This window comes from Methylobacterium sp. GC_Met_3, from assembly GCF_026540775.1.
Taxonomy (GTDB): Bacteria; Pseudomonadota; Alphaproteobacteria; order Rhizobiales; family Beijerinckiaceae; genus Methylobacterium.
On sequence record NZ_JALNUL010000081.1, the window covers coordinates 1 to 11740 of the forward strand.

Below are 11740 nucleotides of genomic sequence, written 5' to 3' on the forward strand. Positions count from 1 at the left end.
CCTAGGTGGCGGATTAGCTTCCCGAGCCGCTGGATATCCAACAGCGGCTCCTCAAAGCGCAGCAGCGTGATGCTGAGGTCAGGCTGGGAACTGGGCGCGTTCATGCCACCCTCCCGCTGTTGAAGTAGTGAGCACCCCGACCGGTCCACTCGGCCGCGCAGCCGTCCTGCTCGGCGGGTTCACGATCCACGTCGGGTTCGCGGTCGGTATCGGGCTCCCGGTCCGTGTCGCCGTCCATGGCGTCGAGGAGGTCGATCAGGCCGCCGATCAGATCCTCGATTTCGATGCGGGACAGGGTGCGGATGCCGTGGGTGAACGCGGGCGCCAAGTTGGCGCTTGCATCGGCCCGCATTGCGCGAATGGCCTGTGTGACCGGTCCTACCTCTGCTGAAGGCAAGCGCGGGCGTTCACCGCCGCTGAAGGGCGGTGTAAGGTGGTGGATAGCCATGTGACGTAGATCCCAGACGTTGCACGGTTAGGGCTGGGGAGAGGCTGCAACCTTGCTCCGGCCCGTTTTATGTCGTACCTTTATAGGATGCTGATGTCAATTGAGGTCACACCTAAAAAGCGAGGGCGTCCTGCCACTGGCAAGGATCCCGCGACCTCAATTCGACTGTCGCCCGAAATGCGTGCTGAGATCGACGCTTGGTCCGATCAGCAGCCTGATCGACCTGGGCGCTCTGAAGCCATCCGCCGGCTCGTCGAGGAAGCCTTGAAGGCCAAGCGGTCCTGAGCCGATCGGCATGGAAGAGGACTGCGAATTCGAGCACTCAGGATTGTCCGGCTATTTCAGCCGCGATGGGATCCGGGTCGAGGTTGAGATTTACCGGACTGCCGGAACGCAGGAGCTTTGGCGCCTGGAAGTTGTCGATCAGAACGGCAGCTGCACCCGGTGGCACGAACGCTTTGCCACCGAGATCGATGCCTTCGAGGCTTTCGCTGCCGTGATTGAGGCCGACGGCATCGCATCGTTCGCGGGCGTTAAGCCGAAGTTTCAGCACTGACGGAGATGCTCAAAATTTTTCGGAGAGCAATTTGGCATTCACGCCGGATTGCAACACTGCCATGCTAGGGACGGTACTAATTCAGATCACAAGAGCAATCTCAGAGAGCTTTGTCGATAAAAAGCTTGATTTAAAAGACCGATTACAAACCAGAGTCATAGTAAAAATGCATTTCAAGTTCTAGAAACGCAAAAAGGCGGCCGGAGAACCGGCCGCCACTCATTCGGTCGCGGTGAAACTTACCGAAGCAGCTGGAGGACGCCCTGCTGTGCCGTGTTGGCGAGAGACAAAGCCGAGACGCCAAGCGACTGGCGGGTCGACAAGGCCTGCGAGTTAGCAGCTTCTGCGTTCATGTCAGCATTCGTCAGATTATCGGATCCGGTCTGAAGAATATTGATAAGCTGCTTCGAAAAATCCTGCCTGTTCTGCACAACCGTAAGGTTTGAGCCGAAAGTCGAAGACTGCGCGCGAAGCGTGTTGCTGGCTGTCGTCAATTGGCCGATTGCCGTATTGACGTCGGTGTCACTCTGGAAGCTGGTGGCTGATGCAATACCGAGCCCTGTCGACGACAGGTCGACGCCAGCGACATCAAGGCTGGACGAGTCTTTTTCGTTGAACGAAACATGCAGCTTATTCGAGCTTGCATCACTGTTGATCAGATTGATGCCGTTGTAGCTAGCGTCATTAGCAAGCTGATCGATCTGCCCCCTCAAGGAGTTGAACTGCGCGACAAGGGCCGTGCGAGTCTTGTCCTCAACGGTCAAATCTGCGTTGCTTGCGGCGAACCCCAACTTCGCACCCTCAGCATCTGCAAACGCGAGGCCGCCGGTGCCATTCACCTTGACTGTTCCAGAGTCATTGCTGAACAGCGTAGTTCCAGCTGCGGTGTTGAGTGCGGCGACCGCGTCAGCAGCAGTCGCATTGGCCGCTATGTTTGCAGTCTTAGTGGCCCCATCCACCGTGAACTCTACAGTTTTCGCCGTCGTTGAAACGGTGTACGCGGCGGCTGCCTCACCAGTTGTGGTGTTATTTTTGCTGGCAAGGGCCTGAGACCCGATCGACTTTGCCTGATCTACCAGCTTTTGGATCGAGGTGATGCCTTGGTTCGCGGCCTGAATAGCCTGAACGCCGTTCGAAATGCCGTCAAGCAGCGAGCTCAGATCGGACGAGCGCGAGGTCAGCGACTGTGACGTGAAGAAATTTACGGGATTATCGAGTGCTGAATTGACCTTCTTGCCGGTCGCGAGGCGGTTCTGGTTTGTTGACGCAAGAGCAGCGGTATCCTGCAGCGAAAGCAGGTTCTGGCGGGTCGCAGACGACAAGGTAATATCGTAGCTGGACATTCGAGCGATCCTTCTGGGCGCTATCTACTGCCTTATTGGCAATAAATACGCTTTTAGGGCCCACCCCTTGCCGATACCTTAAACTGATTGCTGAGCGGCGGCAGGCGTTAGAAGATCGTTAACGACTGATGACCAAGGTGTCTTGAATTGAGAAATTGAGGTCCGTCACCATGCCGCTGCGTATCGCTCTGAAGCCGCTGGAGCGCCTAATCATAAACGGCGCATCCATCCTGAACAGCGATCGGCCGTCTGCGTTTTTGGTGGAAACGCAATGCAAGCTGCTCCGTGGTTCCGATATCATCAGCCAGGATGATCTAGATACAGACTGCAAAAAGTTGTGCTTTCTACTCCAGGATATATATTTGATAGACAATCCCCAAGACAAAATACAAATGTTTTATGAATTTGCCCGCCGGATAATGATGTCTGACATAGAAACAGTTCCATATCTTCTAAAAATCCAAAATGAAGTTCAAAGCGGCCAGTTCTACAAAGCAATTAAATACGGGCAAGAGCTTCTTGCTTATGAGCAAGGTTGCCTTGATAGAGATTTTCTGCGACGCAGTGTTAAATAGTCTTCTCCAGCGCCACCTAGTTCTATAAAACAGCGCTTTAGAGCGCAACGGCGCCTCACGCCTGCCCGCTATTGATTGCCATTGTGCGGGCTCGGCTGGTTAATTGCGCTCTCAAGGCATGAGGAGCTGTCGAGACGCCTGGGCCTGTAGCTCAATGGTTAGAGCCGACCGCTCATAACGGTCTGGTTGCAGGTTCGAGTCCTGCCGGGCCCACCTCCGCGCTAACCGCCTCGTGGACGAGGTGCTGAAGGCTGCGCGGTACAACGCTCTCGATGACGGCGCCGCCTTGGCTGTCGCAACCCTGATGTGGACGGACTGTTCAAGCAGGCATAGACGCTGCATCATCCCCAGCTACCAGAGGAACGCGAGGCGATGGGATGTCACTTGCGCTGAAGGTCGTCAGGCTGCTCAGGCGCCTCCCGCGCACCACGCGGTTCGATCGGCACCTGGACAACTGTGCTGCTTACGAGATTTGGTACCGAGACTCAGACCCGACGCTGCCGCCGCTCAAGGTGGCGCAGGCGCTGGGGCTTGTTGTGCTCGGCGGCCTCAACTTGCCCAGCCCGGAGCCAGTGAGCAAGCGCATCAAGCTTACCGTGGTCAGTGACAACAGCGCTCGGAGCAGGATGCAGGGCGAACCGCTCGATGCTGCCTGAGTCCTTCAAGCCTTCCAGCATCGGCCGAAGCCGATCAAAAAGCTGATCGAGCGTTTCAGGTGTAACTAGAACAAACTTGAGCAGGCGCTTTGCGTGAAATCCCGGCTTGCACCAGCACTTCATGTTGGTGACGATCCTTGCTTTCAGGCTTCCCGTATCCTCAAGGTCGTTTTTCGTGATGATCTCTAAAAAGAACACTTCGTGCGGCATATCGATCTCGTCTGATATACCGGTCTAGGCGGGTTGACGCAGAGACGTCCGCGTGCAACAGAAAGCGTGTGAGCACTAAAGCCGCCGTTGATCCGGTGGTTGCAACGGTCGGGCAGTCAAGCCCGGCCGTTTTCTTTAATACGCTGACGTTAACCTTTGCGCAAGTTTACGGCCGTTGCGAAGACTAGATCCATGGATCTTGCATTGGCCTGTGGAGTTTTGCTCCTCCCTCAATCTTACCGGATATCTCGACACCGCCATCCCGGCGGCTATCCTGCCGGGATGCGCTACACGAGGCGATGGACCTACGAGCTAGCTACGAACAGGCCGTGCGCCGCCTTGAGGAGCGCGCTGTCCAGATGCGCCAGGACGGTGCGTCCGCTGAGACCATCGCTCGCGCCATCCATGCGAAGCGCCTGCGTTTATCGACACGGTTCAAGGCTCTGACGCCTGAGCCGTACCGAAGCCGCATCCGAGAGCGGACGATCAGGGTTTACGGCAACGAGCACGGTCCATCGATTGAGTTCCTGAGGGCTAAGGGCAAGTCTTGGGACGCGATCATCGAGAGTGCGACGCGCCCAGGGCCACCGGTCGGGCTTGACCGTGAGCAGTCGAAGGAAGCCGACCCGTAATCTCGCCGGCGGCTTCCGCTCACCCCCCATCCGCCTTTGCCCTCTACCGCCCGTGGTTCTGCACCACGTCGCGGAACAGGTTGCCGGCTCGACCCACAAAGAAGCCCGCCGCGGCGCTGTGCCGGGCGGGCTGAAGGTGGTCTCATTGGAGGAATGTACGGTAGACCCGAGATCGTCCAGACTGTTCCCGCTGCCCATAATCTGCGAGCTGCACAGCGTCACGTGCTCCCGGCCGGCGCCATCGTACGCCCCCGGCTCAGCACCACGTCCTTGAACAGGTTGCCGGACGCAGAGGTGCGGACGTTCGTGTCCGGTCCTGGCCGCTGCACGACGACGCTCACTGAGCCGTTGTTCTCGATGTGCGGGCCACCGACGACACCGGCACGACCGGCGGCAGCATCGAGGCGGCCCTCGCCCTGCTGCATCGTCTCGAACGACTTCCTTGCCCTCTCCCGGGCTGCCCAGCCTTCACCGTCGGCCTGGGCGACTTCAGGGCGTGGCATGCCCGCCGGGCGGCCTGCGGCAAGCTTAGGGACGCCACCGATCGGCGCCCGCTCGCCCCGGGCCAGTGCGCCTCGAAGCGCCGGGTTGTAGTTCGACCAGTTGCGGACGCCACCGTTCCGCAGGAGGTGGAGCGCCACGCGGGTCTGCTCCTCCAGGCTGCCGGACATCGCGTTGGGCGCCGTGATCCCCAGACCCGGCGCGATCCGGCGCCAGTTCGAGTTCAGCATCTGGTAGTAGCCCTGGGCGGTATAGCCCTTGGCCGCCAACGGGCTGAGCCCCTGCTGCCGTCCCACGTAGTTCATCGTGTTCTGGCCGTGGCTCTCGTACCGCATGATGAGCCCGAGCGTGTTGCGCTCGTCCGCCGACATCGGCACCGAGTCCGGGATCCCCGGGATTGAACCGCCTCGCCCAAGCCCAGGCAACCGAGGCGTGCCGCCGGAGCCGGGCTTGTAGCCGAGACCGGGGATCGTCCCGTCCGGCAACGTCGGCACAGTGCTACCGCCGGTGTAGCCTGGCACGCGCTGCATCAGGTAGCGCCGGAAACTCTCCCGGGCGGCATCACGCTGTGCCTCAGGGATAGGACCGTTGCCTGCAGGGCCACCGTAGATCCTGGCGCCGCCCAGAGAGGCCGCCTGGACCCGAGCCCCACCGAACAGCTCGTCTGCGTCCAGGCTCGATTTCTGCGCGGTCGCCTCCTTGCCGTTCTGCTGCTGCTTCAGCTGTTCCGACAAGCCATCGACCGACTTGCGTAGGCGCTCGGTCGAGGTCTCAAAATCCTTCTGCCGCTGCTCAGGCGTGCGGGACTGGAGCCGCGCCAACTCGGCCTCGGCATCCTGCAGTTTCTTCTGGACGGCTTCCGGCGCCTCAATGAGGCCCATCCGCTGCTGAGCGCGGCCTATGAGGTGGTCGCCGGCCTCCTTCGAGGCATCGAGCAGACGCCGAAGGTCGGACACGTTCTGTTTGGCCGCGATCTCGTCGTCACCAACCCGCGGGGCTAGGCGACGCCGCAGCGGTCCATCGGCACCAGCTTCCTTGCCCGGCAGCACCGGCCCGGAGGCGCTGTCGGCCCGGGCGAGCGCGTCGGCGTACTTGCCTTCGCGCAGGCTATGGATGGCCTCGGCGACATCGTGGAAACCCTTGGCCATGCTGCCGACAAGTGCCGTGGTCTCGCGCAGCGCTGCGAGGCTGTCGTCCCCGAACTGCTTCCAGTTGATCGCCTCCAACTCGGTTTTGATGCCGCGGATGCCCTCGCGCAACCCGGAGGTGACATCGCCTCGCTTCCCGGCGACGACCTCATCAACCCAAGTCGTGAAGCGCTCGGCCGGACCCAACAACTCGATGGCGATGCTATCTCCGACCCGGGACATGGACGAGCGCAGGTCACCCAACGCCCGCTCGTATCTTTCCGCGCTTTCGAGGGTCTTCGGATCCAAGGGCCCAAGCTTTTGCTCGGTGGTGCGGTTTAGGTCGGCGATCGGGCCGCGAGAGCCGTCGCCGATCCGGCCGAGGTCCGCATTGCCATAGATCCGCGCAGCCAACCGTGCTCGGTCAACCGGGTTTGGGACATGCTCCAGCATATCCTCGGCGATCTTATTTGCCTGATCGTTGTCCTTCGTGCCGCGTAGCTTCTGATAGTACTGCGCGATAACGGTGTTCTGCGACTGAAGAAAGCCGGAGATCTCGCCGGCACCGCGCCGAATGTCGCGCATGTTCTCGGAGAAGGTCTTTGCAGCCGCAGAAGAAGCGTCACTCGATATGCCGAACTTGCCGGCCACGCTCTGGAAGACGCGCAGCTGATCGGCAGCCATCGAGGTTTCGCGGCTGAGTGCGCCGAGCCCTGACAGGTTGCTCCCGAGCGAGTTCAGCGCCGAGACGATGCCGCTCACCGCCGCGCCAGCCCCGAGGCCTGTGACGCCGATCGCGGCCAGCGCCGGGTTCAACACGGTCTTCGCCGTCGCGGCGGTTGCCTGGGCGGCGGCCTCGGCCTTGCCTAGGCCTTTGGCTAAAGCCTCGCCGTGCTTGGCACCTTCACGGCCGGTGTCGAGCAACTGAGCACGGAGGGCCTTCAGAGGTCCAGAAAATCGATCCTGGACCTCCGCCTGCATCCTCAAAACTTCATCAGCCATCCGCGGGGCTCCTGTGGGTTGCCAGCGCGCCGGCATTCAGTTGATCGGTGGTCGCTCGCAGCAGCGCGGTGCCGGTCTCCAGCATCACGATCTCGAAGGCCGCGGTCAGTTCAGCCGCCGTGACATCCGGCCAGCGGCTGGCAACGGTCTCCTTGACCTCAGCCTTCCACGCCGCCTCGGTGTCGCCGATGCTGGTGCTGAGCAAGTAGTCAGCGACTTCAGTGACGCAGGTCATGCCGAAAGCTCCGCCCAGTTGCCGCACCTGGGCGAACTACGCATGCGCCGCGCTACACTGATCCCATCGATACAAAGCAGGGGGGCGCTACGATGGACGATTGGCGGTTGATCGTGTTCGCGGTCTTCATGATCGCGGTCGTGATGGTGGGCGTGGTCGCCCTGCAGCGCCGCCGGCGGGCGCTGCGGACCGGCGGCGATCCGATCTACGGCGTAGCCAGCCTGGCCCCGGAGACGATCAAACAACCGCCGCACCGTCGGGGTGTCGGCACAAGCCGCGACTGACACGATCGGCCGTGATTTAGGCTGGCTGTTCATACCGCAGCCTCGGGCAACATCCGCCAGTAGTGGGTCAGGTTGAACCAGGCATCGAGTGCTTCGAGGTCGAGTGGCTCTCCTGCTGCCTTGGCCAGAGTCGCCCAGTCCGGATCCACGAAATCGAGGCCCAGGCTCTCCAGCGTGCCGTAGCCGTTCGCGGTGGCCGAGTGACCGTGCCGAGCCAGGAACCGGGCCGCGATCCCGTCCACCTCGACAGAGACAGCTTGGTCTAGCCCGTAGGCCGTCTGCAGCGGTGCGCCGAACTCCACCGCCATCCGGGCGGCATAGGGACCGATAGCGCGGATCACCTCGGCGAGGCCGGCGTGCGCCAGCGCGAGCGGATCAGCGGTTGAGGTTTTTTCCTGAACTGGAGAGAACTCCTGGCGAGCCGTCTGCGCGCTCGGGCCCTTAGCCTTGCCACCGCGGTAGGTTTCCGCTCGGCCGCCCAGCAGCTGCTCCGACGCCTCGACGTTCACCAGCCCGTCGACCGTCAGAACGATGCTGCCCTTGGCTTCCCAGCGGCCGACCGTCGAACGGTTCACACCATGGCGGCGGGCGAAGGCTGATCGGGTTTCAGTCGTTGCCATGTTGAGTGATGCCTGTTGCGCTCGGCGTTGCGTGTTGCGGGGTTTTGAGGGTCGGCGTCGGCAGACTCATCGATCTCTCGCGGACCCTCGGGGGTGGTCACCATGGGGAAGAACCTAGAGTAAACTTTACAACCCTAATTTGGCCTGGTTGGTCTGTGGGTCCCACCCTCTGGCGGTGAGGGAAGGTCGCTCACCGCATCCCTGCCAATCGCCACGCCAGCCAGCGGGCCTCGGCCTCAGCGGCCGTCTCGTGCAGGAGATCAGGCCGGATCGGCGCCTGCTCGACATTGCCGATGCCGTGAGCGTCACCATGATCGACAGGCGTGGTCTCGATGACCGGCACGTTGGGCTGCGTGGTGGTGTCGGGCTTCTTGGCTGCCATGACGGCTCTCCGGCTAGCGATGGTGAGGAGACCGCAGCAGGCCACTACACCGCCGCGATCTCCGATGGTCCGTCGCTTGGTCGACGGGGTGCAGCTGCGCCGGCCTTTGGATCCCCGGGTCCATGGCATTCGAGGCAAGGGACAGGCTGGCTTGTCGCTGTTGGGCTAGCTGCATCGCCCTCAATGGCGCGGGTGAAGGAGGCCCTTGCGGGTCTGGCCCACGCAATTCCGTTCAGGCGACGCGCTTCCAGCGGGTGCCGTCCATTGCGAAGCGCTCGGCGCCGACCGTGTAGGTGACACCGGGAGTCGCGACGGCCGCGCGGGTCTGAGTGGCCTTGGCCTCGTTCTGGCGGTTCTGCGCCGACCAGGCCGCGAGGCGTTCAGCCTGGGTCGGCTTGCGCTCAGTGGTCACTGGCTCGGGCTTGTTGAGGACACGGCGCCAGAAGGCGGTGTGCTCGCCGGCATTGCCTCGTTCGATGCTCATCGGGCTTCTCCGTTGATGTAGTGACGGGCACCCCAGATCGGCGACGCATTGGTACCGAGGCCGGGCAAGTAAGGGCGACCGCTCAGGGGGGTGTGCGGAGTGCTAGGCGTGGCGGGGATGCAGACCTGTTTGGGGATCCGCTTCTCGACCAGCTTGCCGGGAGCGCTAGTGACGCCAGCCCGCGAACCATCGGGGTTCACCCGCACGACGTCGTATTGCGTCTCGTAGTGGCTGGGGGTGCCTACGGTGCCGTTGAATGGTTCGCCAGGCGGCACGGGCTCAGCACCGTCAGGCAGGCAACGATTAGCCTCGGCTATAATCCGCTCCTGCTCGCGCAGTTGACCGAGCAGCGAGGCCATCTCCTGGGCCACCGTGACGTACCGCTCGGCAAGCTTGCCGGCCTCGGTGCTGGCCTTCATGCCGGCTTTGCGCAGGGCTTTGCAGCGGGCCTGCTCGGCCTCGTTCTCGGCCTTCGCATCGGCCTCGGCGATCACGGCGGCGGCGTGCTGCGCCTCTGCCTGATCCTGCTTGGCCTTCGTCAACGCGATGCGGGTGTCGAGGGCGAGCAAATCCTCGACCGAGCCGTTTCACCAGCACGTCGGACCGAGAGGCCTCCAAGGACTTCCGCTCGGCCTGAGCGAGGTCGCGGTCCACTATGATCTGTGCGGTAGTCCGGGCTTCGGCCGGAGCCGTCACCGGAAGACGGTCGATGTAGCTGCGACCCAAGCTGACGTGCGGTGCGACGTTACCGTCGTGATTGTTGTGGCGGATGTTGACGTGGTGCATGCCGGTCTCCCTCAAGCTGCACGAGCGAGGGCGGGAGCGGCCGGCGGGGTACGGGACCCGTCGCCGTCAAGGGAGGGTAGAGCTACACCGTCAGCGGCAAGGCGATCGCGCAGCGCGCGGCGCATCCACTCGGCGGATGAAGTACGAGCCTGACGGGCGGCGCGAGCAACGGCATGGTTCAGGCCGGGCTCGGCCCTGAAGCGGACAGGTTCGGAGAACTCGATACGGTCGGCGGACATCTCGGGCGCACTCCGTGTGCAAGTGATGACCCGAGATGTGTTGTGCTTTAAGATCCAATTGCAAATAGACGACTTGCACGGACCAACCGTCCGCCGTCGTTCGCCGTTGTGCCTAGTTGTTCGCTGTTATGTTTTGTTACGTCTGGACCGAGTCGTTCTGCCGCAGTATAAATTACCTGATCAGTGCCGATGCCTGTGCTGGGCCGGTGTGCGGGATGTTGATCCCCAAGAACTCGGCTCTTGCCGTTGTGGACTGACAACGCATCATCCTGAGGTAATCCGCCCGCTCGATCAGGCTTTCAGCGACGATGCTACCGGGCCGCCGTTTAGCGAGGGCGCGCGCCGTCGCTTCCATCGTGTCGGGCTCAGTGCCCCACTGAAGCTGGTTTTCAGCAGCTGCAAGCAACGTCCAAAAGGGAGTGAACTCGTCCGACATCAGAATATGCCTCGGAACTTGCGGGCTTCGAAATGCTCCAATGCAATTGACGAGCCCCGATTATTACAATCAGTCGCTATGGTTAATCATGTGTTAACTCACCTCTCGGAATGTGCGCATGCACATCCGAACAGCCGGGATTGATGCCGGGTGCAAGGGTCGATGCCAGGGTTGGCTTAGAACTGAGTAGGAGGCGCACGTGCAGCACACCTATAAAGTCGACGCGGCACTGAAAGGCCGGGCGCGGAAGTCCCTACACTGCGCTTCGGCCTGGGTGGCTTATGAGCAGCAAGGCCGCTTGGTCCGACAAGGCTGGACGGTAAGCGTCCTCGACCACGAGATGAAGCCGGTTGCGGTCGACCATCTGGAAGCCATTGCGCAGGCCGAGAGCGGCAGCGCGATGCTAGGCGCGTAGAAGCCGGATAACGTCCCGGTCAGCACCTGCGTCCCCCTAGCCGAAATTTTGGATCCGGCACTTCAACTCGACCGCCGAAGCGCCTTTTGTCCCTTTCGAGCTTCCTGCACGTCTCCCATGGCGATAGCGATATCGCCGGCTGGCACGTGCTTCAGTCTCGGGATGAGTTTGAGCAGCGTTTCCCGAGGGATCTTTTCGACCAGCATCTCAGCCGCACGCTTCGCAGCTTCCTTCCGATCCGCATCGGTCAGGTGAGCATAGTGTTTGGCCTAGACCCCGCGGATGATGTCGTTCCGCTGCGGCTTGGTGATGTACGGGCCCGATCTGCCGCGCGTCCAAATTTATCTTACCCCCCTGTGCCGTTTGTGCCGTTTGTGCCGTTAGGTCAGATTTTGAGGCTATTGGCGCTAATGGCACTATCGGCACAGGGGGGTAAGATCGCGCCGAAGCCGGGCTACCGGCAAAAGGGCGGGTGACGACGACCTCCGGATTGACCTCGTAGCTCTGAGACTTGCGGCCCTTCACTTCGCCGGCCCGAGTGAAGCGCGGCCGGATCAATCCGGCCTCGACCAACTGCTTGCAGGCAGCATCCATGTCGGCAGCCTCACGCAGCATGCCGCCGATCTGCCGGCGGACCTCGCGGGCGTTGAACTCCGTCACCCGGTTCTGCCGGAGATGCTGTGCCAATAGCATCCCGCGGCGCTCGGCCACCGGGATCACGGCGTCCCCGAACACCCGCTCGGCCATCGGCAGGAAGTAGGCGTTCAACAGGTCGGCTGCCGCCGTCACCGCATCGGGCGATATCGCCT

At 62.0% G+C, this 11740-nt stretch carries 15 protein-coding genes and 1 tRNA gene; 5 read left to right on the top strand and 11 right to left on the bottom strand.

The genetic code is table 11. The annotated features are described in order from the left end of the window. Positions 1 to 100: 100 nt before the first annotated feature. Positions 101 to 448, bottom strand: coding sequence for a hypothetical protein (locus OXS27_RS30255; protein WP_267361288.1), 348 nt, complete (start codon positions 446 to 448; stop codon positions 101 to 103). 295 nt (positions 449 to 743) lie between these two features. Between OXS27_RS30255 and OXS27_RS30260 the strand changes: the two genes are divergently transcribed. Further along, complete coding sequence (locus OXS27_RS30260) at positions 744 to 1004, top strand: hypothetical protein (protein WP_267361290.1); 261 nt, start codon at positions 744 to 746, stop codon at positions 1002 to 1004. Positions 1005 to 1243: 239 nt separating this feature from the next. On the opposite strand, the gene OXS27_RS30265 is transcribed toward OXS27_RS30260, so the two are convergent. Then, positions 1244 to 2347, bottom strand: coding sequence for a flagellin (locus OXS27_RS30265; RefSeq protein ID WP_267361292.1), 1104 nt, complete (start codon positions 2345 to 2347; stop codon positions 1244 to 1246). A gap of 170 nt (positions 2348 to 2517) precedes the next feature. Between OXS27_RS30265 and OXS27_RS30270 the strand changes: the two genes are divergently transcribed. Both OXS27_RS30270 and OXS27_RS30275 read left to right on the top strand, forming a co-directional pair. Further along, positions 2518 to 2922: a flagellar biosynthesis repressor FlbT gene (locus tag OXS27_RS30270; protein ID WP_267361294.1), complete on the top strand. Its 405-nt coding sequence runs from the start codon at positions 2518 to 2520 to the stop codon at positions 2920 to 2922. Positions 2923 to 3062: 140 nt separating this feature from the next. Then, positions 3063 to 3135: transfer RNA gene (locus OXS27_RS30275), tRNA-Ile, on the top strand. A 272-nt stretch (positions 3136 to 3407) separates the two neighbouring features. Here OXS27_RS30275 and OXS27_RS30280 read toward each other — a convergent pair. The 3 genes from OXS27_RS30280 to OXS27_RS30290 form a co-directional block, all read right to left on the bottom strand. Beyond that, positions 3408 to 3788 (bottom strand): hypothetical protein, encoded by a 381-nt coding sequence (locus OXS27_RS30280; RefSeq protein WP_267361296.1) that lies wholly within the window; start codon positions 3786 to 3788, stop codon positions 3408 to 3410. Between the two features lie 850 nt (positions 3789 to 4638). Then, positions 4639 to 7050 carry a hypothetical protein gene (locus tag OXS27_RS30285; RefSeq protein ID WP_267361298.1) on the bottom strand — a complete coding sequence of 804 codons (2412 nt, stop codon included), beginning with the start codon at positions 7048 to 7050 and terminating at the stop codon, positions 4639 to 4641. After that, positions 7043 to 7285: a hypothetical protein gene (locus tag OXS27_RS30290; protein ID WP_267361300.1), complete on the bottom strand. Its 243-nt coding sequence runs from the start codon at positions 7283 to 7285 to the stop codon at positions 7043 to 7045. The genes OXS27_RS30285 and OXS27_RS30290 overlap by 8 nt, the downstream gene beginning before the upstream one ends. Positions 7286 to 7377: 92 nt before the next feature. On the opposite strand from OXS27_RS30290, the gene OXS27_RS30295 reads away from it, so the two are divergent. After that, the gene (locus tag OXS27_RS30295) at positions 7378 to 7569 is read left to right on the top strand and encodes a hypothetical protein (protein ID WP_267361302.1); all 192 of its coding nucleotides are present in this window, start codon (positions 7378 to 7380) and stop codon (positions 7567 to 7569) included. Between the two features lie 29 nt (positions 7570 to 7598). Here the strand turns inward: OXS27_RS30295 and OXS27_RS30300 are convergent, their stop codons facing one another. The 5 genes from OXS27_RS30300 to OXS27_RS30320 all read right to left on the bottom strand — a co-directional run bounded on the left by OXS27_RS30300 (position 7599) and on the right by OXS27_RS30320 (position 10516). Further along, complete coding sequence (locus OXS27_RS30300) at positions 7599 to 8189, bottom strand: hypothetical protein (protein ID WP_267361303.1); 591 nt, start codon at positions 8187 to 8189, stop codon at positions 7599 to 7601. 190 nt (positions 8190 to 8379) lie between these two features. Beyond that, positions 8380 to 8571 carry a hypothetical protein gene (locus tag OXS27_RS30305; RefSeq protein WP_267361305.1) on the bottom strand — a complete coding sequence of 64 codons (192 nt, stop codon included), beginning with the start codon at positions 8569 to 8571 and terminating at the stop codon, positions 8380 to 8382. A 232-nt stretch (positions 8572 to 8803) separates the two neighbouring features. Then, a complete protein-coding gene (locus OXS27_RS30310; protein ID WP_267361307.1) occupies positions 8804 to 9055 on the bottom strand; it encodes a hypothetical protein in 252 nt (83 codons plus the stop codon). Beyond that, a complete protein-coding gene (locus OXS27_RS30315; protein WP_267361309.1) occupies positions 9052 to 9624 on the bottom strand; it encodes a hypothetical protein in 573 nt (190 codons plus the stop codon). The genes OXS27_RS30310 and OXS27_RS30315 overlap by 4 nt, the downstream gene beginning before the upstream one ends. Before the next feature lie 628 nt (positions 9625 to 10252). Continuing rightward, positions 10253 to 10516 carry a hypothetical protein gene (locus OXS27_RS30320; protein ID WP_267361311.1) on the bottom strand — a complete coding sequence of 88 codons (264 nt, stop codon included), beginning with the start codon at positions 10514 to 10516 and terminating at the stop codon, positions 10253 to 10255. A gap of 199 nt (positions 10517 to 10715) precedes the next feature. Between OXS27_RS30320 and OXS27_RS30325 the strand changes: the two genes are divergently transcribed. Further along, complete coding sequence (locus OXS27_RS30325; RefSeq protein WP_267361313.1) at positions 10716 to 10931, top strand: hypothetical protein; 216 nt, start codon at positions 10716 to 10718, stop codon at positions 10929 to 10931. Positions 10932 to 11138: 207 nt separating this feature from the next. Here the strand turns inward: OXS27_RS30325 and OXS27_RS30330 are convergent. Continuing rightward, the coding region (locus OXS27_RS30330; protein WP_267361315.1) for a hypothetical protein at positions 11139 to 11740 on the bottom strand (602 nt) is incomplete at its 5' end.

Excerpts from the sequence above, each read along its gene's own strand:
- OXS27_RS30305 (WP_267361305.1), bottom strand. The coding sequence starts at position 8,571 with ATGGCAGCCAAGAAGCCCGACACCACCACGCAGCCCAACGTGCCGGTC.
- OXS27_RS30285 (WP_267361298.1), bottom strand. The coding sequence starts at position 7,050 with ATGGCTGATGAAGTTTTGAGGATGCAGGCGGAGGTCCAGGATCGATTT.
- OXS27_RS30300 (WP_267361303.1), bottom strand. The coding sequence starts at position 8,189 with ATGGCAACGACTGAAACCCGATCAGCCTTCGCCCGCCGCCATGGTGTG.
- OXS27_RS30255 (WP_267361288.1), bottom strand. The coding sequence starts at position 448 with ATGGCTATCCACCACCTTACACCGCCCTTCAGCGGCGGTGAACGCCCG.
- OXS27_RS30295 (WP_267361302.1), top strand. The coding sequence starts at position 7,378 with ATGGACGATTGGCGGTTGATCGTGTTCGCGGTCTTCATGATCGCGGTC.
- OXS27_RS30280 (WP_267361296.1), bottom strand. The coding sequence starts at position 3,788 with ATGCCGCACGAAGTGTTCTTTTTAGAGATCATCACGAAAAACGACCTT.
- OXS27_RS30290 (WP_267361300.1), bottom strand. The coding sequence starts at position 7,285 with ATGACCTGCGTCACTGAAGTCGCTGACTACTTGCTCAGCACCAGCATC.
- OXS27_RS30270 (WP_267361294.1), top strand. The coding sequence starts at position 2,518 with ATGCCGCTGCGTATCGCTCTGAAGCCGCTGGAGCGCCTAATCATAAAC.
- OXS27_RS30265 (WP_267361292.1), bottom strand. The coding sequence starts at position 2,347 with ATGTCCAGCTACGATATTACCTTGTCGTCTGCGACCCGCCAGAACCTG.
- OXS27_RS30320 (WP_267361311.1), bottom strand. The coding sequence starts at position 10,516 with ATGTCGGACGAGTTCACTCCCTTTTGGACGTTGCTTGCAGCTGCTGAA.
- OXS27_RS30260 (WP_267361290.1), top strand. The coding sequence starts at position 744 with ATGGAAGAGGACTGCGAATTCGAGCACTCAGGATTGTCCGGCTATTTC.
- OXS27_RS30310 (WP_267361307.1), bottom strand. The coding sequence starts at position 9,055 with ATGAGCATCGAACGAGGCAATGCCGGCGAGCACACCGCCTTCTGGCGC.